26 protein-coding genes and 1 pseudogene are annotated in these 22,625 nt (G+C 65.0%); 14 read left to right on the top strand and 13 right to left on the bottom strand.

Annotated elements, in window-relative coordinates:
- Positions 1 to 84 precede the first annotated feature (84 nt).
- The 5 genes from FJ425_RS24415 (at position 85) to FJ425_RS24395 (ending at position 4,484) form a co-directional block, all read left to right on the top strand.
- Positions 85 to 705 carry a ribonuclease D gene (locus FJ425_RS24415; RefSeq protein WP_140726632.1) on the top strand — a complete coding sequence of 207 codons (621 nt, stop codon included), beginning with the start codon at positions 85 to 87 and terminating at the stop codon, positions 703 to 705.
- Positions 706 to 745: 40 nt separating this feature from the next.
- On the top strand, positions 746 to 952 hold the full coding sequence (locus FJ425_RS24410) for a hypothetical protein (protein WP_140726630.1): 207 nt from the start codon (positions 746 to 748) through the stop codon (positions 950 to 952).
- Between the two features lie 60 nt (positions 953 to 1,012).
- Entirely contained in the window at positions 1,013 to 1,159 is a 147-nt protein-coding gene (locus tag FJ425_RS24405; RefSeq protein WP_140644594.1) for a hypothetical protein, read from the top strand.
- Positions 1,160 to 1,389: 230 nt separating this feature from the next.
- On the top strand, positions 1,390 to 3,669 hold the full coding sequence (locus FJ425_RS24400; RefSeq protein WP_140726627.1) for a transglycosylase domain-containing protein: 2,280 nt from the start codon (positions 1,390 to 1,392) through the stop codon (positions 3,667 to 3,669).
- Positions 3,670 to 3,734: 65 nt separating this feature from the next.
- Positions 3,735 to 4,484 (top strand): SDR family oxidoreductase, encoded by a 750-nt coding sequence (locus tag FJ425_RS24395; protein WP_095769240.1) that lies wholly within the window; start codon positions 3,735 to 3,737, stop codon positions 4,482 to 4,484.
- Between the two features lie 10 nt (positions 4,485 to 4,494).
- Here the strand turns inward: FJ425_RS24395 and FJ425_RS32170 are convergent, their stop codons facing one another.
- Both FJ425_RS32170 and FJ425_RS24390 read right to left on the bottom strand, forming a co-directional pair.
- Positions 4,495 to 4,638, bottom strand: a complete 144-nt coding sequence (locus tag FJ425_RS32170; RefSeq protein ID WP_246677996.1) for a zinc-binding dehydrogenase — start codon at positions 4,636 to 4,638, stop codon at positions 4,495 to 4,497.
- Positions 4,581 to 5,417: a zinc-binding dehydrogenase gene (locus FJ425_RS24390; protein WP_246677995.1), complete on the bottom strand. Its 837-nt coding sequence runs from the start codon at positions 5,415 to 5,417 to the stop codon at positions 4,581 to 4,583. Before FJ425_RS24390 ends, FJ425_RS32170 begins: the two co-directional genes overlap by 58 nt.
- 126 nt (positions 5,418 to 5,543) lie before the next feature.
- On the opposite strand from FJ425_RS24390, the gene FJ425_RS24385 reads away from it, so the two are divergent.
- Positions 5,544 to 6,350, top strand: coding sequence for a helix-turn-helix transcriptional regulator (locus FJ425_RS24385; protein WP_140635601.1), 807 nt, complete (start codon positions 5,544 to 5,546; stop codon positions 6,348 to 6,350).
- A gap of 6 nt (positions 6,351 to 6,356) precedes the next feature.
- On the opposite strand, the pseudogene FJ425_RS24380 reads toward FJ425_RS24385, so the two are convergent.
- From FJ425_RS24380 to FJ425_RS31700, 3 genes and pseudogenes are all read right to left on the bottom strand, one after another.
- A pseudogene (locus FJ425_RS24380) lies at positions 6,357 to 6,550 on the bottom strand (sodium:proton antiporter); the annotation flags it as partial.
- A 53-nt stretch (positions 6,551 to 6,603) separates the two neighbouring features.
- Positions 6,604 to 7,044 carry a host attachment family protein gene (locus FJ425_RS24375; protein ID WP_140726624.1) on the bottom strand — a complete coding sequence of 147 codons (441 nt, stop codon included), beginning with the start codon at positions 7,042 to 7,044 and terminating at the stop codon, positions 6,604 to 6,606.
- A 250-nt stretch (positions 7,045 to 7,294) separates the two neighbouring features.
- The gene (locus tag FJ425_RS31700) at positions 7,295 to 7,456 is read right to left on the bottom strand and encodes a hypothetical protein (protein ID WP_181176038.1); all 162 of its coding nucleotides are present in this window, start codon (positions 7,454 to 7,456) and stop codon (positions 7,295 to 7,297) included.
- Positions 7,457 to 7,460: 4 nt separating this feature from the next.
- On the opposite strand from FJ425_RS31700, the gene cysG reads away from it, so the two are divergent.
- The 6 genes from cysG to FJ425_RS24345 all read left to right on the top strand — a co-directional run bounded on the left by cysG (position 7,461) and on the right by FJ425_RS24345 (position 13,128).
- Entirely contained in the window at positions 7,461 to 8,909 is a 1,449-nt protein-coding gene (gene cysG / locus FJ425_RS24370; RefSeq protein ID WP_140726621.1) for a siroheme synthase CysG, read from the top strand.
- Positions 8,906 to 9,211 (top strand): DUF2849 domain-containing protein, encoded by a 306-nt coding sequence (locus FJ425_RS24365; protein WP_140726617.1) that lies wholly within the window; start codon positions 8,906 to 8,908, stop codon positions 9,209 to 9,211. The genes cysG and FJ425_RS24365 overlap by 4 nt, the downstream gene beginning before the upstream one ends.
- Before the next feature lie 41 nt (positions 9,212 to 9,252).
- Positions 9,253 to 10,923 (top strand): nitrite/sulfite reductase, encoded by a 1,671-nt coding sequence (locus FJ425_RS24360; protein ID WP_140726614.1) that lies wholly within the window; start codon positions 9,253 to 9,255, stop codon positions 10,921 to 10,923.
- Positions 10,898 to 11,659: a phosphoadenylyl-sulfate reductase gene (locus FJ425_RS24355; RefSeq protein ID WP_140726611.1), complete on the top strand. Its 762-nt coding sequence runs from the start codon at positions 10,898 to 10,900 to the stop codon at positions 11,657 to 11,659. The genes FJ425_RS24360 and FJ425_RS24355 overlap by 26 nt, the downstream gene beginning before the upstream one ends.
- Before the next feature lie 97 nt (positions 11,660 to 11,756).
- Complete coding sequence (locus tag FJ425_RS24350) at positions 11,757 to 12,290, top strand: DUF934 domain-containing protein (RefSeq protein ID WP_140726608.1); 534 nt, start codon at positions 11,757 to 11,759, stop codon at positions 12,288 to 12,290.
- 217 nt (positions 12,291 to 12,507) lie between these two features.
- Positions 12,508 to 13,128, top strand: a complete 621-nt coding sequence (locus FJ425_RS24345) for a DJ-1/PfpI family protein (RefSeq protein ID WP_140726605.1) — start codon at positions 12,508 to 12,510, stop codon at positions 13,126 to 13,128.
- Between the two features lie 23 nt (positions 13,129 to 13,151).
- Here FJ425_RS24345 and FJ425_RS24340 read toward each other — a convergent pair whose 3' ends face one another.
- A complete protein-coding gene (locus FJ425_RS24340) occupies positions 13,152 to 13,352 on the bottom strand; it encodes a hypothetical protein (RefSeq protein ID WP_140726602.1) in 201 nt (66 codons plus the stop codon).
- A 218-nt stretch (positions 13,353 to 13,570) separates the two neighbouring features.
- Between FJ425_RS24340 and grpE the strand changes: the two genes are divergently transcribed.
- Together grpE and FJ425_RS24330 are read left to right on the top strand one after the other, a co-directional pair.
- Positions 13,571 to 14,203 carry a nucleotide exchange factor GrpE gene (gene grpE, locus FJ425_RS24335; RefSeq protein WP_140547057.1) on the top strand — a complete coding sequence of 211 codons (633 nt, stop codon included), beginning with the start codon at positions 13,571 to 13,573 and terminating at the stop codon, positions 14,201 to 14,203.
- 103 nt (positions 14,204 to 14,306) lie between these two features.
- The gene (locus tag FJ425_RS24330; protein ID WP_140635620.1) at positions 14,307 to 14,939 is read left to right on the top strand and encodes a trimeric intracellular cation channel family protein; all 633 of its coding nucleotides are present in this window, start codon (positions 14,307 to 14,309) and stop codon (positions 14,937 to 14,939) included.
- Positions 14,940 to 15,038: 99 nt separating this feature from the next.
- On the opposite strand, the gene FJ425_RS24325 is transcribed toward FJ425_RS24330, so the two are convergent.
- The 7 genes from FJ425_RS24325 to FJ425_RS24295 all read right to left on the bottom strand — a co-directional run bounded on the left by FJ425_RS24325 (position 15,039) and on the right by FJ425_RS24295 (position 22,579).
- Positions 15,039 to 15,926: a GNAT family N-acetyltransferase gene (locus tag FJ425_RS24325; protein WP_095769253.1), complete on the bottom strand. Its 888-nt coding sequence runs from the start codon at positions 15,924 to 15,926 to the stop codon at positions 15,039 to 15,041.
- A gap of 183 nt (positions 15,927 to 16,109) precedes the next feature.
- Positions 16,110 to 18,389: a PAS domain-containing hybrid sensor histidine kinase/response regulator gene (locus tag FJ425_RS24320; protein ID WP_140726599.1), complete on the bottom strand. Its 2,280-nt coding sequence runs from the start codon at positions 18,387 to 18,389 to the stop codon at positions 16,110 to 16,112.
- 125 nt (positions 18,390 to 18,514) lie between these two features.
- The gene (locus FJ425_RS24315) at positions 18,515 to 19,504 is read right to left on the bottom strand and encodes an MDR family oxidoreductase (RefSeq protein ID WP_140726596.1); all 990 of its coding nucleotides are present in this window, start codon (positions 19,502 to 19,504) and stop codon (positions 18,515 to 18,517) included.
- Between the two features lie 55 nt (positions 19,505 to 19,559).
- On the bottom strand, positions 19,560 to 20,048 hold the full coding sequence (gene lspA, locus FJ425_RS24310; RefSeq protein ID WP_140726593.1) for a signal peptidase II: 489 nt from the start codon (positions 20,046 to 20,048) through the stop codon (positions 19,560 to 19,562).
- A 10-nt stretch (positions 20,049 to 20,058) separates the two neighbouring features.
- The gene (locus FJ425_RS24305) at positions 20,059 to 20,919 is read right to left on the bottom strand and encodes an RNA methyltransferase (RefSeq protein ID WP_140635627.1); all 861 of its coding nucleotides are present in this window, start codon (positions 20,917 to 20,919) and stop codon (positions 20,059 to 20,061) included.
- A complete protein-coding gene (locus FJ425_RS24300) occupies positions 20,920 to 22,005 on the bottom strand; it encodes a class I SAM-dependent rRNA methyltransferase (RefSeq protein WP_140726590.1) in 1,086 nt (361 codons plus the stop codon).
- An 88-nt stretch (positions 22,006 to 22,093) separates the two neighbouring features.
- The gene (locus FJ425_RS24295) at positions 22,094 to 22,579 is read right to left on the bottom strand and encodes a DUF1772 domain-containing protein (RefSeq protein WP_140726587.1); all 486 of its coding nucleotides are present in this window, start codon (positions 22,577 to 22,579) and stop codon (positions 22,094 to 22,096) included.
- Between the last annotated feature and the right edge of the window lie 46 nt (positions 22,580 to 22,625).

Below are 22,625 nucleotides of genomic sequence, written 5' to 3'. Positions count from 1 at the left end.
ATCGCGGCGAGGACGAATTAGCTACGCGAAATGCTGCGGCGTTGCGAGGATGCGCCACGCCGCAGGCGCGACCCGGAGAAGAGAATGACCGATATCCGTTTCCACAAAAACGATCTGCCCGACCTGTCGCGATACAATGTCGGGGCGGTGGCCATCGACACGGAAACGCTGGGGCTCAACCCGCATCGCGACCGGCTCTGCGTGGTGCAGATCTCGCCCGGCGACGGCAGCGCCGATGTCATCCAGATCACACCAGGCCAGAAGGAGGCGCCGAACCTCGCCAGCCTGTTGAGAAACAACACGATCACCAAGCTGTTTCACTACGGCCGCTTCGACATCGCCGTGCTCTACCATGCCTTCGGCGTGATGGCCGAGCCGGTGTTCTGCACCAAGATCGCCTCGCGGCTCACCCGCACCTATACCGATCGCCACGGGCTGAAGGATCTCTGCGGCGAACTGCTCGGCATCGGCCTGTCCAAGGTGCAGCAATCCTCCGACTGGGCGGCCGAAACGCTTTCGCCCGAACAGATCGAATATGCCGCCTCGGACGTGCTCTACCTGCACAGGCTGCGCGAGGTGCTGGGCGCGCGCCTGGCGCGCGAGAACCGCACCAGGGAGGCGGACGCCTGCTTCCGTTTCCTGCCGACGCGCGCCAAGCTCGACCTGATGGGCTGGGCTGAGGAAGATATTTTCGCGCATAGTTGAGGGACGAAGGTCCGTCGACCCCAGCCCGTGGAGAAGTGAAATGGCAGAGCGCAAACCGATAGAAAGCGCGCCGAAGGACGGCTCCAAAGTAACGATCATGTGGAAGGACCGCGACGGCGTCGTCAACGAATCCGTCGGGCAATATCGCGACGGCGGCTGGTGGGTCTACACCGACAGCGACACGCAGAAGAAAGTCGATCCGACGAGCTGGCGGCCGGCATCCGATCATGGGGACGACGAGCAGTAGGCGATCCTCGCCTGACAATTTCAGAGCGGGCACGAGCTCGGCCGCAACAAGGGGGGCGCAATGAGACAGAACACGCTCTATCTCATCATCGGGGCGCTGGTCGCGGTGGTCATCGCGCTCGGCATCTATGTCTATCGCGAGCAGACCAGGCCGAAAGGCGTCGAGCTCAAGATCGACGACAAGGGAATTTCGATCCAGCAGAATTGACCATGGTGGCCAGCCGGGAGAGACCGGCGCTTCGGCGGCGGTCCCGACAACATTGTCGTCATGAATGATGTACCTATGCCGGCAAAATGACGCCGGCCGGTTAGCGGATTCGGAAATCCTGAGGGTTTGCATAAGGCTGCATAAACCCTGCTTTAACCCGCCCTTAAATCGCCGCATCTAGTCTTCAACCCGAACGCCATCGGCACCCGGGGGCAGGCTAGCAAGAGCGCATGGCGAACCGCAGAGACAGTCGCATCGAACCGAGCTTCGAGGAGGCGCCGCGCGCGAAATCCTCCGAAGGGTTTTCGGTGAGCGAAGAGGATCGCGTCGTGCGGCGCAATCGTAAATCCACTGCGAAGGGCAGATCCGCCAAGGCGAAAACCTCACGCCGCGGGCGCGGCGGAAGCCGGCGCGGGCTGTTCGGCATCGCCACCCGCCTGGTCTACTGGTGCTTCGTGCTCTGCATCTGGGGCGGCATCGCCGCGGCCGGCATCGTCGTCTATTACGGCGCCAAGATGCCGGCGGCGACCACCTGGTCGATCCCCGACCGCGCGCCCAACATCAAGATCGTGTCGGTCGATGGCGGGCTGATCGCCAATCGCGGCATGTCGGGCGGCGAGGCCGTCGGCCTGCATGAAATGTCGCCTTATATCCCGCAAGCCGTCGTCGCCATCGAGGACCGCCGCTTCTATTCGCATTTCGGCATCGACCCGATCGGGCTTTCACGCGCCATGGTCACCAACGTTCTCGGCGGCCATTTCTCGCAAGGCGGTTCGACGCTGACGCAGCAGCTGGCGAAGAACCTGTTCCTGACGCCGGACCGCACGCTGGAGCGCAAGGTACAGGAAGTGCTCCTGGCGCTGTGGCTGGAGCACAAGCACAGCAAGGACCAGATCCTCGAAATGTACCTCAACCGGGTCTATTTCGGATCCGGAGCCTATGGCGTGGAAGCGGCTTCGCGGCGCTATTTCGGCAAGAGCGCGCGCGACGTGAGCCTTTCGGAGGCCGCGTTGCTGGCGGGGCTGCTCAAGGCGCCGTCCAAGCTTTCGCCGGCGCGCGATCCGAAGGCGGCCGAGGAGCGGGCGCAGCTCGTGCTCGCGGCCATGCGCGAGGAAGGCAAGATCAGCGACAAGGAATACAAGGTGGCGCTGAGCGCGCCGGCGACGCGCGCACCGTCCTACTGGACCGGCTCCGAGAATTATGTCGCCGACACGGTGATGGAGGAGCTTCCCGATCTCATCGGCGACGTGCGCGGCGACATCGTCGTCGACACGACCGTCGACTTGACCCTGCAGAAGCTTGCCGAACAGTCGATCCGCCGGCTGATCGACGAAAGCGGCAAGAAGCTCAACGTCACGCAGGGCGCGCTGGTGTCGATCGACGATTCCGGCGCGGTGCGCGCCATGGTCGGCGGCTATGATTATTCGACAAGCCAGTTCGATCGCGCCTCGGAAGCGCGGCGGCAGCCAGGCTCGGCCTTCAAGCCGTTCGTCTACATGGCGGCGCTGGAAGCAGGCCGCACGCCGGACAGCGTGCGCAACGACGCGCCGATCAAAATCGGCAAATGGACGCCCGACAATTACGGCGGCAAATATTACGGCAAGGTGACGCTGGCCACGGCTTTGGCCAAGTCGCTGAACTCGGTGGCGGCGCAGCTCACCATGGAAGTCGGGCCCGACGCGGTGGTGGAAGCCGCGCATCGCATGGGCATCCAGTCCGATCTGCAGGCCAACACCTCGATCGCGCTCGGCACCTCGGAGGTGACGCCGCTGGAGCTGACTTCCGCCTACGTCCCGTTCGCCAATGGCGGCTACAAGCCGGACGTCCATTTCATCCGCCGCATCACCACCGGCGACGGCAAGGTGCTTTACGAGAACAGCGGCGGCAGCGCGCCGCGCGTCATCAAGGCCGACGTCGTCGGTATGATGAATTCGATGATGACCGGCACGGTCGAGATCGGCACCGCCAAGAAGGCGGCCTTCAATTGGCCGTCGGCCGGCAAGACCGGCACCAGCCAGAACTCGCGCGACGCCTGGTTCGTCGGCTACACCGCCAATCTCACCACCGGCGTGTGGTTCGGCAATGACGACGGCAGCCCGATGAAGAAGGTCACCGGCGGCGCCCTGCCGGCGCAGGCCTGGCACGAATTCATGGTGGCCGCGCATGAGGGCGTGCCGGTGCGGCCGCTGCCCGGCACCTGGAAGTCGACGCCGTCCGACACGATCGTGCCGGACGAGATCCCGTCGGCGGATGCATCGCAGCCGCCGCCTGCGCCGCCCGCGGCTGTCGGCCAGTCACAGCCTGCCGCTCCATCGCAGCCTGTCGCGCAGGCGCCCGCGCGTCAGGTGCGGACCACGCGACCTGCCGAGACCGTCGATACCGGCGGCTTCGGCATGCCGAGCGACAGCGGCGAAACCGCCTCGATCAAGCATCCGGTGCCGCCCGGAAATGTCGGCGGCCCGACGAAAAAGCGCCAGACTTCGATCCTCGATATACTGGGCGGCGGTTAGAGCGGCAACTTCACCTCTCGTAATGGCAAGCGCCTTCGGCTACATGTCCGGCCGGAGACAAAACCATGGCCGAGACCGACAGCAGAAAAACGATCGTGCTCACCGGCGCCAGCCGCGGCATCGGTCATGCGACGGTGAAGCGCTTTTCGCGCGAAGGCTGGCGCGTCATCACCTGCTCGCGCCAAGCCTTTGCCGAGGACTGCCCGTGGCCGGCCGGCCCGGAGGACCACATCAAGGTCGACCTCGCCGACCAGGAAGACGTCGGCATCGCCGTTTCGGAAATCCGTCACCGGCTGGAGGCGCATGGCGGGCAACTGCACGCCCTGGTCAACAATGCCGGCATTTCGCCGAAGCTGAAAGACGGCAGGCGCATGGACTCGATCGAGACGCCGATGCATGTCTGGCGCGACGTGTTCCAGGTCAATTTCTTCGCGCCGATCATGCTGGCAAGGGGCCTGTTCAAGGAACTCGCCGCCGCGAAGGGCTCGATCGTCAATGTCACCTCGATCGCCGGCACCAGGGTGCATCCGTTCGCCGGCACGGCCTATGCCACGTCGAAAGCGGCGCTCGGCTCGCTGACGCGCGAGATGGCGCATGACTTCGGGCCGCACGGCATCCGCGTCAATGCGATCGCGCCGGGCGAGATCGACACGGCGATCCTTTCGCCCGGCACCGACAGAATAGTCGAGACGATCCCGCTGAGACGGCTGGGCGCCACTTCGGAAGTGGCCGACATCATCTTCTTCCTGTGCTCGGGCCAGGCGTCCTACGTCACCGGCTCGGAGATCCACATCAATGGCGGCCAGCACGTTTGATTGGCTGACTTCAGGTCATGGTGACAACGGCCTTGCCGCTGAAGCTGCGCTGCCGTAGCGCGTCCAGGGCCCGGCCGATGTCCGCCCACGGCACTGTCATGGCCACGCGGGTCTCCAGCCGGCCGGCCGCGACCAGATCGAGCAGCGCGGCGATGTCGGCGCCGATGGCTGAGCCGGACGTGTAATAGGCGAAGGTCTGGTCTGTAGCCGCGCGCCTTCGTGGCCGGGAGCGAATTGACGGAAGCCGATCGGCGTGAGCTCGCCGCTGCTCGAACCGAACATGACGATGGTCCCGCCGGGCGCGATGCGCTCGATCGCATCGGCGAGGCTTTTGCCGCCAACCGACTCGGTGATCAGCGAAAAGGGTCCCTCGGCCAGTTCGACCGACTCGACGAGCTGCCCGGCGCCCAGATCGCGAAGGTCATCGTGATGCCGCGCCGAAGCGACCGCTGTCACCGAAGCGCCTTGCTCGCGGGCGATCTGGACCTGGAAACGACCGACCGCGCCGCTCGCGCCGGTGATCAGGACCTGCTGTCCGGCCAGGTCACCGCCATGGCGCAAGGTCCTCAGCGCCGTCGTGCCCGCCACGGGAAGCGTGGCTGCGGCGGCGAAGCTGACTGCGTCCGGCACGACGGCAAGACGATCGGTCGGAACGGTCACCCGTTCAGCCCAGCCGGCCTGGTCGACCAAGGCGGCAACGCGCGTGCCTGCGGTCGGGCCTGAGCCATCGGCCGCCGCGCGCTCGACAATGCCGACGATGTCCTGGCCAGGTATCCACCCGTCAGGTCGTATGCCGAGCAGGCGCAGCTCGCCACGATTCAACGATGTTGTATGAACTGCCACCAATACTTCATTTCCATTGCAGTTTGGCTGATCGACCTCGGTGAGCTTCAGCCGGTCGGAGCTGTCGGAAGAGATGGCGAGAGCGAGCATGGGCCCCATCCTTTTGAATTTGGCGTTTGGGAGTCGCGATCGATTGATGAATTGGCTGGAGCCTATCGACTTTCGTGGTCGAAGAATTTAGAGATAAAGCCAGATGATCGCTGAAAGCAGTCAAGAATGAGACAGCCGCTTCGCTGGCCGTGGCTGGATTTCGACGTCGACGACGTGGCCGCGCCGGCGATGGCTGTCGGCGTCGATGTCACCGAGACCAGGGCCGAGGCGCGTGAGCATTGGCATCGCAAGGGGCAGCTCGTCGTCGCGCTCGGCGGCGGCGTTATCTGCCGCGTTCCGAGCGGTCTTTGGATGGTGCCGCCGCATTGCGGGGTGTGGGTGCCGAGCCGCATGGAACACAGCAACATCGCGACGGCGAACGCGCGGATTTTCTTCGTCTATATCGAGCCCGGCGCCGCCGACCTGCCGGACCGGTGCTGCACGCTTTCGATCTCGCCGCTGCTGCGCGAGTTGATCGTCGAACTGTCGGAGTGCGCGCCGGACGATGCGCGCGGCAATTTCCTTGGAAGCGTGCTGCTCGCGGAATTGCCGCGTATGCCTGTCCAGCAATTGCATTTGCCGATCTCGGCCGAGCCGCGGCTGCGTCGGATCGCCGAAGCGCTGGCCGACGACCCTGCCGATCGCAGCACGCTGGCGGAGTGGGCGGACCGCGTAGCGCTCAGTGAGAGCAGCCTGGCGCGCCTCGTCGTGAAGGAGACGGGCCTGAGCTTCGGGCGCTGGCGCCAGCAGCTGCAGCTGATCGTCGCGCTCAGGGAGCTGTCTTCCGGCGCCAGCGTGCAGCAGGTGTCGGGCGATCTCGGCTATGAATCCGTGACCGCTTTCATCACCATGTTCAAAAAGGCGCTGGGCAAGCCGCCGGCGAAATATCTTAACGACATCGCGCAGAATGGCGGTTCCGCGTTCCGGGCCTGACATCCATCAAGCAGGCTGCGGGTTGATCTCCATGGCAGGCCCGGCCCGATCGAGGGTCTTGCCGGTCACCACCTCGACGATACCGCAAGCGATCTCGCGCTCGCCCATGATCACGGCGTCGGGCCCGGTCCTTTGAGGTGCTCGACCTCGGCGTCGCAATGAGCGCGGGCAATGGCGCTGATCGCCCGATTGGCGGCGCGGGGAGACGGCTTCGGGACCCTGTTTTGCCCTCAGCCGCTTTTCTTTCGCCGCTTCATGCCGCCTGGAGCAGGTTCTCGATGTCGAGAATCGTATGGTTGGTGAGCGTCTTGGGGATTTCCGCCTGCACCTTCTCGCAAACCTCCTTGTGCAGTTTCTGGCGCATCTCGCCAAGCACCTGCGGCGGCGCGATCAGCACGACCGCGTCGAACGCGCCCCGATGCGCCAGCTTGTAGAGCCGGTCCGCAATGTCGACGGCGAAGCGTTCCTTGCCGAGACGGTGCCAGTCGGTCTCCTCAATGGCGCTGCGAGGTCCCTCGTTGCTGTACCGGCCCGGCTTTCCGCTGCCTTGCTCGCGCGTGGCGGGGTTGTCCTGCTCCATCTCCTGCACCACTTCCAGGTTCGGGAACTTGGCGTCGCCCCGGTTGCGCAGGAAGAGCGCCTTTTCGCCATCGGCCACGATGACCCACAGTCCGTGTTTCAGCTTGATGCTCATGGTGTTCCTCCTTGGCCGCTGCTTGCCGATAGATGGAGCTTGGGATCGGCAAATGGATTGCTAGGCAAACGAGCCGCGAGGCATGATTGTTCCGATCCGGCGATGGCGTCTCGATCGCTTCCGGCAGACACGGTCGAGCGCCGATCCCGCAGGGTCGGCTTTAATCTAGTAACTTAGTAGAATTTAGAATAAACCGCTTTGCGGCTTTCCCCGTCGGGCGCTAAAAATTACGACGGATCAAGGCGGTTTCTTATGCCGGTCCGGCCGTCTCAGCCTCGAAGTAGAATTTTTTTCTCTTGGCCTTCGCGGTTGCGAAAAAGCGATTGCCTGCCGTTCGGCGGCGCGCGAGTGCTTGCCTTCTGATTTTGGGCGTGGCCGCGTAAAACTGCCAAACTGTTTCAGTATTGCTCATCGCCATGTCGCCAGCCAACGCCAAGCTCAATGCCTTTCCCGTCTTCATGCGGGTCGACGGCGAAGCCGTAGCCATCGTCGGCAATGGCGAGGAGGCGCTCGCCAAGGCAAGGCTGCTTTCGCAATCGAGCGCGCTGCTGCGCATCGTTGCCGATGATGCCAGCGACGGCCTGCTGGATTTCATCGCGTCGGCCGGCGCTGTTCACATTGACGCAGCCTATGAGGCCGCGCATCTCCAAGGTGCCGCCCTGGTGTTCGCCGCCAGCGGCGACGAGGCGCTCGATCGTCGCGTCGTCGAGGACGCGCGGCGGCTGGGCATTGCGGTCAACGCCGTGGACCGTCCGGAGCTGTGCGATTTCTTCACGCCTGCATTGGTCAACCGGGCGCCGGTGGCGATCGCCATCGGCACAGAGGGCGCCGGACCGGTTCTGGCGCAGATGCTGCGCGGGCGCATCGACCGCATGCTGTCGCCGTCGCTCGGCCGCCTGGCGGCACTTGCCGCGTCCTTCCGCGCCGCCGCCGAGCGCCTGCCGAAGGGCAATCGCCGCCGCCGCTTCTGGAGCGATTTCTTCGCCGGCGCGCCGGCCAAGGCCATTGAAGCAGGCGACCTCGCCGAGGCGCATGGCGCGGCGCTCGAGCTCTTGGCCCAGGACGCCCCGGTCGAGGGACATATCGCGCTGGTCGGCGCCGGTCCGGGTGCCGAGGACCTTTTGACCTTGCGCGCGCATCGCCTGCTGTTGGAGGCCGATGCCATCGTCTATGACGCGCTGGTGCCGGAAGCGATCGTCGCCATGGGTCGCCGCGACGCCGAGCGCCTGCCGGTGGGAAAACGCAAGGGCTGCCATTCCAAGAGCCAGGAAGAGATCAACGCGCTGCTCATCGAGCTTGGCCGCGCCGGCAACCGCGTGGTGCGGCTGAAGTCCGGCGATCCGCTGGTGTTCGGCCGCGCCGGCGAGGAAATGGCGGCGCTGCGCGAGGCCGGGATCGTCTATGAGGTGGTTCCGGGCGTCACCGCGGCCTTCGCCGCCGCCGCCGATTTCGAGCTGCCGCTGACGCTGCGCGGCGTTTCGTCCTCGATGGTGTTCACCACCGGCCACGACCTCAAGGGCAACTCGCTGCCCGACTGGGCCAAGCTTGCCATCTCGGGCGCGACCGTTGCCGTCTATATGGGCCGTTCGGTGGCCGCCGAAGTCGCCGGGCGGCTGATCGAAGCGGGACTGTCGCCGGACACTGCAGTTGCCGTCGTCGAGAATGCCAGCCTCGGCAACCGCCGCCGTTTCCACGGCACGCTTGCCGACCTGCCGTCGCTGGAGGAGCGCGCCGATCTCACCGGACCGGTGATGACGATCATCGGCGACGCCGTCGCCGGCGCCAATTTCGAACAATCCGAGCCGCTCGCGGCACATAAGCATGAGGGCGCGGCTTCAGCCGTGGCCGAAGGAGTCCGGCAATGAAGGTTCTCACCGCGAACAGGCTCTCCGACGGCATCGCCGTCTGGTATGCCGATGGCGGCTGGGCGGAGACGGTTGGTCACGCCGATATCGCGCATGACAAGACGGCGGAGGACCGGCTGGAAGCGATCGGCGCCGCGGCTGGAGCCAACAACGAGGTGGTCGACGTCAACCTGATCGACGTCACGGTGGTCGATGGCCTGGTCGAACCGGTGCGGCTGCGCGAAAAGATCCGCGCCGCGGGCCCGACCATCCGCACCGATCTCGGCAAGCAGGCGAGCCCGCAACCGGCACGGGCGGCTTAACCAACGAAAGCAGCGGGCGGACGCGCCCTGAAAGACGAAGCATGTACCGTTACGACGAGTTCGACCAGGATTTCGTTCACGCCCGTGTTGCCGAGTTCAGCGACCAGGTGCAGCGCCGGCTTGCCGGCGAGATCACCGAGGACCAGTTCCGGCCGCTCAGGCTGATGAACGGCGTCTATCTGCAGCTGCACGCCTATATGCTGCGCATCGCCGTGCCCTACGGCACGCTGAACAGCAGGCAATTGCGCATGCTCGGCCACATTGCGCGCAAATACGACAAGGGCTACGGCCATTTCACCACGCGCCAGAACATCCAGTTCAACTGGCCGGCGCTGTCGGACATCCCGGCGATCCTCGCCGATCTGGCGAGCGTCGAGATGCATGCCATCCAGACCAGCGGCAACTGCATCCGCAACGTCACCGCCGACCATTTCGCCGGAGCCGCCGCCGACGAGGTCGCCGATCCGCGTCCCTATGCGGAAATCCTGCGCCAATGGTCTTCGGTGCATCCCGAGTTCTCGTACCTGCCGCGCAAGTTCAAGATCGCGGTGACCGGTGCCGAGCGCGACCGCGCCGCCATCCAGACGCATGATATCGGCCTGCATCTGAAAAAGAACGCGGCTGGCGAGCTGGGCTTCGCCGTCTATGTCGGTGGCGGCCAGGGCCGCACGCCGATGGTGGCGAGAAAGATCCGCGACTTCCTGCCGGAGGCGGAGCTGCTGTCCTACTGCACGGCCATCCTGCGCGTGTACAACCTCTACGGCCGTCGCGACAACAAGTTCAAGGCGCGCATCAAGATCCTGGTGCACGAGACCGGCGTGGAGGAGATCACCCGCCAGGTCGAGGCCGAGTGGCAGGCGCTGAAGGACGCCGAGCTCAAGCTGCCGGAAGCCGATATCCAGGCGATCAACGCCTATTTCGCGCCGCCGGCGCTGGTTTCCCGTCCGGAAGGCGATGATGCGGTGAAACAGGCCAGGCTCGATTCCAAGAGCTTTTCGGAATGGCTCGACCAGAATGTCGTGACGCATCGCCATCCCGACTATGCGGCGGTGACGATCTCGCTCAAAGGCATCGGCGAGGTGCCCGGCGACGCAACGGACAGCCAAATGGAAGCGGTTGCCGATATCGCCGAGAAGTACGCCTTCGACGAATTGCGGGTCAGCCACGAACAGAACCTGATCCTGCCGCATGTGGCGCGCGCCGACCTCAAGGCCGTCTATGACGCGCTGGTCGAGATCGGCCTGGCGACAGCCAATTCCAATCTGATCAGCGACATCATCTCCTGCCCGGGCCTCGATTATTGCGCGCTGGCCACGGCCCGCTCGATCCCGGTAGCGCAGGAAATCTCACGCCGCTTCGCCTCGCTGGAGCGCCAGCGCGAGATCGGCGAGCTGAAGCTGAAGATCTCCGGCTGCATCAACGCCTGCGGCCATCACCATGTCGGCCATATCGGCATTCTGGGCGTGGAGAAGAAAGGCACTGAGCTCTATCAGGTGACGCTCGGCGGTTCGGCCGACGAAAACACATCCGTCGGCGAGATCATCGGACGCGGCTTCTCCTCGGATGAGATCACCGATGCCATCGAGCAGATCGTCGATACCTATCTCGGCCTTCGGCTCAGTCCCGACGAACGTTTCATCGACGCCTACCGCCGTGTCGGTCCCGCGCCGTTCAAGGAGGCGCTCTATGCTGGCGAAACCAAGGCCGCTTGACCGGACGGGCGAAGTCGAGACCGGCGTTGCCGCCGAGGCAGCGGGGCTCGACGCGCTGTTGGGCCATCTGAAGCCGATCGAGATCATCGAACGGTCGGCGCACGAATTCCGCGGCGCGGTCGCCGCGGTGTCTTCCTTCGGCGCGGACTCCGCCGTGCTGCTGCACATGATTTCGGAGATCGACCGCTCGCTGCCGATCATCTTCCTCGACACCGGCAAGCATTTCGAGGAGACGCTCGGCTATCGCGACGCGCTGGTCGCCGATTTCGGCCTCACCGACATCAGGGTGATCAAGCCGGAAGAGACCGCGCTCCAACGCGTCGACCCGACCGGCAGGCTGCACGAGACCGACACCGATTCCTGCTGCAATGTGCGCAAGGTCGAGCCGCTGGCGCGCGGCATCGAGCCGTTCCGCGCCTGGTTCACCGGGCGCAAGCGCTTCCAGGCTTCGACGCGCACGGCTTTGCCCGTCTTCGAGGCCGTCGGCTCGCGCATCCGCATCAATCCGCTGGCGCATTGGACGACATCGGACCAGGCCGACTATATGCGGGCGCATGCGCTGCGCGAAAATCCGCTGGTCGCCTATGGCTATCTCTCGATCGGCTGCTTCCCCTGCACGCAGCCGGTGCAGCCTGGCGAGGATGCGCGCAGCGGCCGCTGGGCGGGACACGCCAAGACCGAGTGCGGCATTCATTTGTCGGGCTTAGAGAAGTCGCTGACCGACGCCTCGCTTTAGGGTATATCGCTATTCACGTGATGCCGGTCCGCAAGCGGCTTCCGGTTGCTGGCGGCCTGCCGGCTCGCCTCGAAATTTTGTGACTTTGGGATTTTTGATGACAGGAACGACGACAGCGGGGACCCGCCTCTGGACCCGTGACGGTTTTCGCGAGGATGAGTGGACCCACGCCGAAAGCGCCGAGGCGCTTGCCGGCAACGGCCGCTTCATCCTGCCTCTGCAGGCTTTTCTCGGACTGGATGAAGACGTTCGCAAGTCAGCCAAGGAGCGTCTCGGCGTCCTGCTGCAGCCCGGCGACGAACTGGACAAGATAACCGGCCTGCTCGACCAGCTGTCGCTGGTGGCGCTGGCCTTCCCGGCCTTCAATGACGGCCGCTCTTTTTCCAAGGGCGAATTGCTGCGCGCCCGGCATCAATTCAAGGGCGCGGTGCGCGCCACCGGGCAGGTGCTGGTCGACCAGCTGCCGCATATGCTGCGGCTCGGCTTCGACGAGTTCGAGGTCTCCAATCCGGTGCTGCTGAAGCGGCTGGAGGAAGGTCGCACCGGCGGCTTGCCGCTTTACTACCAGCCGGCGGTCGAACCGGAGGCCAAGGGTCCAAAATATTCCTGGCGGCGCAAGCGCCCCAGCTGACGCGGCATTTCATACGACCAATGAAATCGCTGTGGTCCGACCAGCGTCACGCATTTTGTTGGTCAGCTTGGTTCAAGATAGGTTTGGAAAGCTCGCGGTGCTGGTCTGGTCAGACCACATTGGTGATTCGGGCTTCCGCTTCGGCCGACCTGCCCTTAGGATAAGGCCATTACTTCGTACCGCGAAATAATGGCCTTATCCTAAGGGAGGAAGCAGCATGGCAGGCAAGAAGATATTGATGCTCGTTGGCGAGTTCAGCGAGGAATACGAGATTTTCGTCTTTGAACAGGCCATGCACGCGGTCGGCCACACCGTCCATGTCGTGTGCCCGGACAAGAAGGCCGGCGACGTGCTCAAGACCTCATTGCACGACTTCGAGGGCCACCAGACCTATACCGAAAAACCCGGTCACGATTACATCCTCAACAAGACCTTCGCCGAAGTGAACCCTGCCGACTACGACGCTGTCTATGCGGCGGGCGGCCGCGGGCCGGAATATATTCGCATCGACAAGCGCGTGCAGGCGCTGGTCAGACATTTCCATGAAACCGGCAAGCCGATCTTCACCATCTGTCATGGCGCGCAGATCCTGATCGCGGTCGACGGCGTGGTGCGCGGCAAGGAAGTGGCGGCGCTGCATTATTGCGAGCCGGAAGTGACGCTCGCCGGCGGCATCTATATCGATGTCGCGCCGGCCGGCGCCCATGTCGACGGCAATCTGGTTTCAGCCAAGGGCTGGCCGGGCCTTGCCGCCTTCATGCGGGAATGCCTGAAGGTGCTCGGCACCGAGATCCGTCACGGCGAAGTGCTGATGCGTGACGACAGGAAGGCGGCCTGAAACATGTCAATTGCGGCGCGCGGCTATTGACGCCGCCGGCCGCCTGCATTCTCCGCCTCGGCGCCGTCGAGGCGGTCAAGCAGGTCGGTCAACTGCCGGGGCATTTCCTTTTCAAGGCGAAATACCGGCAATGTGCGCAGAAAGCGCTTCGTCGCCTCGCTGCCCGCCTGTCGCCTGATATCGTTGGCCAATTCGACGTGCTTATGGCCGTTGTTGCCGTTCATCGTCCCAAAATCCTGTGTCGGTTTCGAAACTCCCGCAGCCAGTCCATGGTTCCCGTGCCAGCGTCCGAGAGCAAGCAAAGCTGCGTGATACGGTAAAGTTTGAATTAATTTGGAACGGCAGCCTGCCACCAGCCGCCTTCGCTTGCCCCTTGATTTTTGGCCTCCAAACCTCGATATCGGGCGCAAATCCAGAGCAATTCGAAATGACGGGAAACGCGATGAGCGACCAGGCAAAAGACGAACGCACGCCCGAAGAGATGGAAGCCGCCGAGGCTTCCGGCGAGCGTGCGGAGGGTGGCATCGACGGCGACTACGAAGCGCTGGTGCGGCTGCTGAAGGAAAACGAGGAACTGAAGGACCGCGCGCTGCGCACGGCGGCCGAAATGGAGAATTTGCGGCGGCGCACCGCGCGCGACGTCCAGGACGCCCGCGCCTATGCCGTCGCCAATTTCGCGCGCGACATGCTCTCGGTGTCTGACAATCTGCGCCGCGCGCTGGACGCGATTCCCGCCGAGGCGAAGGCCAGCGGCGACGCCGGCTTCAAATCGCTAATCGAAGGCGTCGACCTCACCGAGCGCGCCATGCTTTCGGCGCTGGAGCGCCACGGCGTGAAGAGACTCGCGCCCGAAGGCGAGAAGTTCGATCCGAACTTCCACCAGGCGATGTTCGAGATCCCCAATCCGGATGTTCCCGCAGGCACCGTCGTCCAGGTGGTGCAGCCGGGCTACTCGATAGGCGAGCGCGTGCTGCGGCCAGCGATGGTCGGTGTCGCCAAGGGCGGCCCGAAGGCGGCCGCCGAGGCCAAGGTCGAGCCGGGCCCGGTGAACGAGCAGGCCGAGAAAGATGCGTGAGTAAGGGAGTAGGGGAGTATGGGAAGAAGAGGGGCCGTACCAATGGTGCGGCTTCGTGCTATTCATAGTTTTCTGTTCCCTACTCCCCTACTGCCTTACTCCCATGAATCCCATCGCCTTGCTCGACTATGCTGGCGTCGCCGTCTTCGCGGCGACGGGCGCGCTTGCCGCATCGCGCAAAGAACTCGACATCATCGGCTTCCTGTTCCTGGCCAGCGTCACCGGCATCGGCGGCGGGACGCTGCGCGACGTCATCCTCAACCTGCCGGTGTTCTGGGTCGCCAACAGCGGCTTTGTGCTGATCTGTGCCGTTGTCGCGGTGCTGGTCTTCTTCAGCGCCCACCGGTTTGAATCCCGCTACAAGCTGCTACTCTGGCTCGATGCCGTCGGCCTTGCGGCTTTTTCAGTGATGGGGGCGGCCAAGGGGCTGGCGATCACCGGCTCGCCCGTCGTGTCGGTCATCACCGGCGTGCTGACGGCGACCTTCGGCGGCATTCTGCGCGACCTGCTTGCCGGCGAGCCATCGGTGCTGCTCAGGCCCGAGATCTATGTCACGGCCGCCCTTGCCGGCGCCGCCATCTTCACCCTTGGCGATGTTGCCGGCCTGCCTGCGCTGGCGTCCAGCCTGCTCGGCTTCGCGGGCGCATTCGCGGTGCGCGGCGGAGCGCTTAAATTCGGCTGGTCGTTTCCGGCCTATAAGAGCCGGCCGGGGCGAAGGCCGGAGGATATTCCGTGAGGGAGTAGGGGGTAGTGAGTAGTGAGTAGTGAGTAGTGACAAGGCGCGAGCGGTCGTGTCCATCACTACTCACTACTCACTACTCACTACTCACTGGAATCACGCCGCGAAACGCTGCCCTTCGCCGCCATAATAGTTGACATAGCGGGCGCCGATCTCCTTGACCGGCATGACGACGAAGACGTCGACGGTCGAGAATTCGTGGTCGATGACGCAGCCGTCGCCGATGCGGGCGCCGACGCGCAGATAGCCCTTGACCAGCGGCGGCATGGCGGCGATCGCCGCCTTGGCGTTCACCGCCTCGATCGGCATCAGGTCCATCGAACAGTAGCGTCCCGGAACCGCGCGAACATCCCAGGCGGAATTGGTGCGGCAATGATGGGCGAGATAGGTCAGCGCCTCGGCATGCGCCGCCGGCACGATGCCGTGGAACGAGGCGCAGCCGGTCATCACGCCGATGTCGTAGTGGTTGATATAGGCCCAGATGCCTTGCCAGAGCGCCTCAATGGTGCGCTTGGAGCGGTATTCCGGCAGAACGCAGGAACGGCCGAGCTCGAGGAAACGCTGGCCGGGATGCCGCGCAATCAGCTTGGTGAGCTCGAACTCGCCCTCGGAATAGAAGCCGCCGGCCGTCGCGGCGATTTCCTGCCGCAGCAGGCGGTAGGTGCCGACGATGCGGCGGTGCTCAGGGCCGGGAAGGGAATTGTCCAACACCAGAAGGTGATCGCAGAGCGGGTCGAACCGGTCGGCGTCGCGCCGGTCCTGCGCCTGGAACAGGTCCTTCCTCGCGCCAAGCTCGTCGTAGAATACCCGATAGCGCACTTCCTGGGCGGCGGCGATTTCGGCCTCGTTGCGGGCGAGCCGCACTTCGAGATTGCCGATGCGGCCCAGCGGAGCGCCGCTTGCGACGGCGTCGGCGGTACGGGCGGCGAGCAGGGCGCCGCCGGCATTCGGCCGAGTGTCACATTCAGGCACGACTGTATGCACGAGTGATTCTCCTTCGAGCCATCCCTCTTGGCACGGGGATACGGTGTAGGTGCAACAGGATTGTGACAGTACCGTGATACGACGTGGCGGGCAATACTTTGTCGGCTGGGCAATACACTCAACCGGCTATCTTGTGATCGCGAAAGCCAAGCAAGCCAAGGCGTTCGACGGTTAGAAATTTCCTCAGGCGGCAACCTGGCCTTCGACCGCCTGGACGAGCGCGTCCGGGTCGAGCGGCTTGGTCACGAAACCGCTGGCGCCATGGGCGAGCACGGCATGCCGGGTCTTTTCCTGGCTGTCGGCCGAAAGCACCATGATCGGAATCGGGGGCATGGCCAGGGACTCTTCATGGCGACGGATGGCGGCGATCGCGTCCAGCCCGTCCATAACAGGCATATGCAGGTCCATCAGCACCACATCGAAGCGGAACTTGAGACCGGCATCGGTAACGGCATCGACCGCGGCCTTGCCGTTGCCGACGACCTTGACGCGATGCCCGGCCTTGAGGAGCGTGGCGCGGGCGAGCATGGCGTTGATGTCATTGTCTTCCGCGATCAGCACCGACAGGCCCTGGTCGCGCTTGCGCACCGAAGGGGCACCGCGCGGCTCCGGCAGCGGCTTGGCCAGCGCTGAGCCATGGCTGGTCAACAGCACACGCAGCAGGGTCTCGCCACGCACCGGCCGGGCCAGGAAGGTAGCGTAGCCGCTGGCGCGGAATTCGCCTAGCATGCCGCGATCCGTCGGCGCAATCAGGGTGATGGCCTCGCAGTCGGCAAAGCCCGAATCGCGCAGCCGCTTGAGCAGCCGGCCGTCGCTGTTTTCGAGCGCGGCGTCGATCAGGAGCACGTTGCAGCCTGCAGCGAACGCGGCGGCCTGGCTCGGTGTCGCGGCAACCTCGACGATGCCGCCATGGGCCCTGATCGCGCGGGCGATGGCATCGGCCTCGACGGCGTTTTTCGACACGATCACCGCCCGCCGGTCGGCAAGGATGTTGTGGCGATGCGGCGGCGGCTCGGTCGCGGCGACCGCCGGAAGCTCCAGGACGAATTCGGATCCTTCGCCGAGCCGGCTCGAGACCGAGATCGAGCCGCCCATCGCCGTCGCCAGCCGCTTCGAGATGGCAAGCCCGAGGCCGGCGCCGCCATGCACCCTGGTCGAGGTGCCGTCGGACTGCTCGAATTCCTCGAAAATGCGCTCCATGTCCTCTTCGCGCAGACCAGGGCCGGTGTCGGCGATGGTGAAGCAGATACGGTCGGTGGTTTCGGTGCGGGCGCGCGCCACGGTCAGCAGCACCCCGCCCGTGTCAGTGAACTTCACCGCATTGCCGATGAGGTTGAGCAGCACCTGGCGCACGCGGCCGGGATCGGCGGTGATCATCTGCGGCACATCGGGCTCGACATGGCAGCCGAGGCCTATGTTCTTGGCGAAGGCCTTTGCGGCCAGAAGTTCGATGATGTTGTCGGCGATCTCACGCAGCGAGGTCGGCTGGGGCTCGGGTTCGAAGCGGCCGGCCTCGATCTTGGAATAGTCGAGCAGGTCCTCGATGAGCGCGAGCAGCGCGCTGGCCGAGGTGGAAACAGCGCCGACATAGGTGCGCTGTTCGGGCGAGAGGTCGGTATCGGCAAGCAGCTTCGCCATGCCCATGATGCCGTTCATCGGCGTGCGGATCTCATGGCTGACGGTGGCGAGGAAGCGTGACTTGGCCTGGCTGGCATATTCGGCCCGTTCGCGCGCGGTGATCAGCGAGGATTCGGCGCGCTTGCGGGCGGTGATGTCGCGGGCGATCGCCCGGTGCGAGACTGCGCCCGTGTCCTTGTCGCGCACCGACAATTCGATCCAGGAGAACCAGCGTGGTCCGTTCGGGGTGCGGATCGCGACATCGGTCGAGCTCAGGCACTCATGATCGGAGAAGGCGGCGTCGGGAACGATGCCGACATCGATGCCAAGCTCGGACAAGGTCTTGCCGGCAAGATCGCGCGCATCGAGCTCGACAAGCGAGGCAAAGACGCTGTTGGCATAAACGACGTGGCCGTCGCGATCGCGATGGACGACAAGATCGCCAAGCGCGTCGATCAGGCCGCGGAAGCGCTCCTCGCTCTCCTGCATCTCCCACATGCGGTCGGCGAGAGTCTCGATCTCGGCGCGGCTGCGGGCCGCGGTTTCGTCGAGCAGCACTGCAGTGCGCCGCTCGTCGCGACGGCTGCGCAGATGCATGGCAAGGCCGGCAAAGGCCGCTGCGGCGAGGCCGATGGTGACGATCAGCGGCGCTCCGGTAAGATGCGCCAGCCCCGCCAGAACGGCAATGGCGACGATCGTCAGGAAGGGCAGGCCGTCGTGGCTGGCCCCCGGCAGGTCGGGAGCCAGCGGCGGCGCGACGAGCACCTGCCGCTTCGGCGCATCGGGGATGAGCCTGTCAGCGCCCGCGGCTTTGCTGTCCTGTCTGATGTCGGAGTCCGCGACCATGCGCAGACCATGCCAGACAGAAATTATGGAAGGCTGGGAGGGATCGTTCGAATTTTAGCGAATCGCGCGGATTCCGACCGCCCGCATGCGCGGGCGAAACCGTAGCTTCACGAGGTCGTTGCCAGCTACATGTCGACGACGACGCGACCCCTGATCTTGCCCTCGACGATATCGCGCGCGGCAGCGACAATGCCGTCGAAACCGATCGTGCGCGACAAAGTCGACAGCTTCTTGGAATCGAGGTCGGTGCCGATGCGGCGCCATGCCTCGAGGCGTACCGGTTTCGGCGCCATCACCGAATCGATGCCCAGCAGCGAGACGCCGCGCAGGATGAAGGGCGCGACGCTTCCCGGCAGGTCCATGCCGCCGGCCAGGCCGCAAGCGGCGATCGCGCCGCCATAGGAGGTCATCGACAGCACATTGGCCAAGGTATGGCTGCCGACCGAGTCGACGCCGCCTGCCCAGCGCTCCTTGGCGAGCGGTTTCGCGGGCTGGCTGAGCTCCTCGCGCGAGATCACCTCGGCCGCGCCAAGGTCGATCAGATAGGGGCTCTCGGCGTTGCGGCCGGTCGAGGCGATGACATGGTAGCCGAGGCTCGACAGGATCGAGATGGCGACCGAGCCGACGCCGCCGGCAGCGCCCGTCACCACCACGGGACCGCGGTCCGGCACGATGCCGTGCCGCTCCAGCGCCATGACCGAGAGCATTGCCGTGTAGCCCGCGGTGCCGACAGCCATCGCATCATGCGCGCTCATGCCCTCGGGCAGCGGCACCAGCCAGTCGCCCTTGACGCGGGCGCGGCCGGCATAGGCGCCGTAATGCGTCTCGCCGACGCCCCAGCCGTTGAGGATCACCTTGTCCCCCTTGCGCCAGTCGGCATGCGAGGAGGAGATCACGGTGCCGGCGAAATCGATGCCTGGAACCAGCGGCCAGCGGCGCACGACCGGCGCCTTGCCGGTGATGGCGAGCCCGTCCTTGTAGTTCACCGTCGTCGCCTCGACGGCGATGGTGACGTCGCCTTCCATCAGGTCGGCCTCGGTGAGGTCGACGACATCGACGGACTGCTTCTTGTCCGCATCGCGCGAAACGAGGATGGCTTTGAAGGTGTCGGGCATGATTTTCTCCTCGCCTCTGGCTGATGAGGAAGTCTGCTGTTTCAACAGCGTGAGGTCAATTGCCAAGGTCCTGGGACTTGGCTTCGCGCCGCCAGCCGATCAGCTCGTCGAAGACGACAAGCGCCGCGCCGACCGAGATGAAGGCGTCGGCGAGATTGAAGACCGCGAAGGACCAGACGGGCGTGTGGAACAGGATGTAGTCGATGACGTGACCGTAGACGGCACGGTCGATGAGGTTGCCGAGCGCACCGCCGATGATCAGCGCAAAGCCGATACGAGCGACGACATAGCCGGCGGGCGTGCGCGTGGCGAGATAGAGCACGAAGGCGACGACCAGCACGGCGATGACCACCAGGCCGGTATCGCCGAAGGACTGGAACATCGAGAAAGCGATGCCGGTGTTGTAGGTGCGGAACAGCGCCAGGAACGGCAGCAGATCGAGCTTCTCCTGAAAGGCGAGACCGTTCTCGACCAGCTGCTTGACCCACTGGTCGAGCGCGATGGCGACGACGACCAGCACGACGTAAGGGGACCAGGATTTCATTTGGCGGTCCTCATCGGATGTCGTTGGCAGGCTCGAGCTTCAACGCGCCACGCCGGATCTCGAACAACATCACACCGGTGGCGACCGCCAGATTGAGCGAATCGGCCCGGCCTGCCTGGGGAATTCTGAGCAGCCGGTCGCAGCTTTCAGCGAGACTGTCCGGCAGGCCCTGCTGCTCGTTGCCCATCAGCAGCAAGACCGGCCCCCTGGAGAAATCGACCGAGCGATAGTCGACCGCGCCCTTGAGATGGGTTCCGGCGACAAGGCCGGAGAAATCGCGGCGCCAAGCGAGAAAGGCCTGCTCGGTCGCCCTGGCGACCGGCACGGCGAAAATCGAGCCCATGGTGGCGCGCACCGTCTCCAGCGAGAATGGGTCGGTGGTGTCGCCGACCAGGATGACGCCTTTGGCGCCGACCGCGTCGACGGTGCGGATCACGGTGCCGAGATTGCCGGGGTCGCGCACCCGGTCGAGCGCGACCCAAACATCACCGTCCCTGGCGCGGATGTCCTTCAGCGGTACGGTCTGCTGCGCGAAGACGCCGACCACCATTTGCGGGTTCTCGCGGCGGGTGATGGCAGCGAGCACCTTTTCGGAAACCTCGAGCACCATGCCGCCGGCGGCGACGGTCCGCGCGGCGACCTTTTCGACGGCCGGGTTGCCGAGTCCGGCCTTGGCGAAGACCAAGGTCCTGATCGACCAGCCGAGGTCGAGGGCATCGATGACCAGCTTCAGGCCCTCGGCCATGAAGGCGTTCTGCTGGTCGCGGAATTTCTTGAGCGCCAGCGCCTTGATGTCCTTGACCAGGGGATTGGCAAGGCTGGTGACTTCCTTGACCTGCCCGACAGGGCGAGCGCCGTCATGTGCCGTCATTCAAGCCACCCAGCGCGAGAACAGCGAGGTCGACAGCGCGCGGCCGGCGGATTTCTCGCGAATGATCAGCTCGCCGGATTCGACCGTGCCGCCCATGCCGGCGAAGGTGTCGCGCATCAGCGCGTGGATGGCGAAGAAGGAAGCGCGGATCGAATAGGCGGTGAGAACGACAGCCAGCGGTTTCGGCGTCAGGATCGAGCGGCAAAGGTCGGTGAGCCCCGGCAGGTCCTCGAACAATTGCCAGACCTCGCCCTTGGGGCCGCGGCCATAGGCCGGCGGGTCGAACAGCACGATGTCGTAGCGGCTGCCGCGGCGTTCCTCGCGCTCGGCGAATTTCATCGCGTCCTCGACGATCCAGCGGATCGGCTTGTCGGCAAGGCCGGCCATCTCCTGGTTCTCGCGCGCCCAGCCGATCGCCTTCTTCGAGGCATCGACATGGGTGACCTCGGCGCCGGCGCGGGCCGCCACCAGCGAGGCGAGGCCGGTATAGCCGAACAGGTTAAGCACCTTGACCGGGCGTCTCGCCGACGCGATCAGCCCGGCCATATGGTCCCAATGCGACGCCTGCTCCGGGAAGACGCCGACATGGCGAAACGAGGTGAAGCGGCCGAGATAATCGATGCCGTCATGCTTCATCGGCCAGGTCTCGCCGAGCGGCGTTTTGGGAAACCGCCAGCGGCCGATGCCTTCCTCGTCGGTGTCGCCGGTGAAGATGGCGTCCGCGCGCTCCCATTCCTTCGCCGGAAGGGCTCGCTGCCAGATCGCCTGGCCCTCGGGGCGCACGATGCGGTACGGGCCGTATTGCTCGAGCTTCTCGCCGGCGCCGCTGTCCAGCAGGGCGTAATCGGCGTTGGGCGCGACTTCGAGGATCAATGGCAGGCGCTCGGCGGGCAACGCGCCTTCGCGGCGCGCAAGCACGCGCGGCGCCGGCTTGGCTTCCTGCCGCTCCGCCGACTTCGTTTCACGGCGCTCGGCAGGTGCGGCCTGCTGCCGTCCGGCCGCGAACGCATCACGCGGGCGGGGCTGTTCCGCCCTTGCGGGATGCGGGCGGCGGCCATCGCGGCGTTTGTCGCGAAAAGATTTCAAGAAGGGTCATCTCCGGCGGTTCGGCCCGCTTCTGCCACAGCTCAGCCCACCGGCGCAACAAAGCCCGGCTCATTCAATGGTGCTGTCATCAACCATGCCGGACGCCGAGCAGGCCGAAACAAAGCGAAATGAAGCCAAGCGCCTTCGCCGCGGCCACCGCCATGTGGCCGGTCTCCCAACGCAGCCGGACGGCCTCGAAATTGTCCGGGATCGGTCCGGGCGCCCAGGTCGCGAGAATGTCGTTGGCCGGTTTGACCAGTCCGAACCAGAGCGCCAGCGAGACGGCATAAAGCAGTGTGGCGGCGAGCACGAAGCCGAACGCCCCAGCTTGGCCGCGCAGCATCCATGCGAGAAACGCTGGGCACAGGATCGCCGCTATATCGAGCGGCGCTCCGACGACGGCAAAGAGCAGAAATTGACCGTTGAAGACCGTCGCCTCGCGCCAGAGCGCCGGCGACCATTTCGTTAGCCTGGGCAGCGATTCCAGCACATGGGCAAAGGACGGTCCAAGGCTGAGGGCCGCGACGAAGGCGGTCAGAACCGCCCAGAACAGCAGGGTCCCGCGCATCTCCATTGGGGGACAACGAGGATGGGACGCAGGCGTTCCTTGGCATCAGGTC

The sequence above is a fragment of the Mesorhizobium sp. B2-7-2 genome (genome assembly GCF_006440775.1).
Taxonomy (GTDB): Bacteria; Pseudomonadota; Alphaproteobacteria; order Rhizobiales; family Rhizobiaceae; genus Mesorhizobium.
This window is presented reverse-complemented; position numbering and strand designations above follow the sequence as displayed.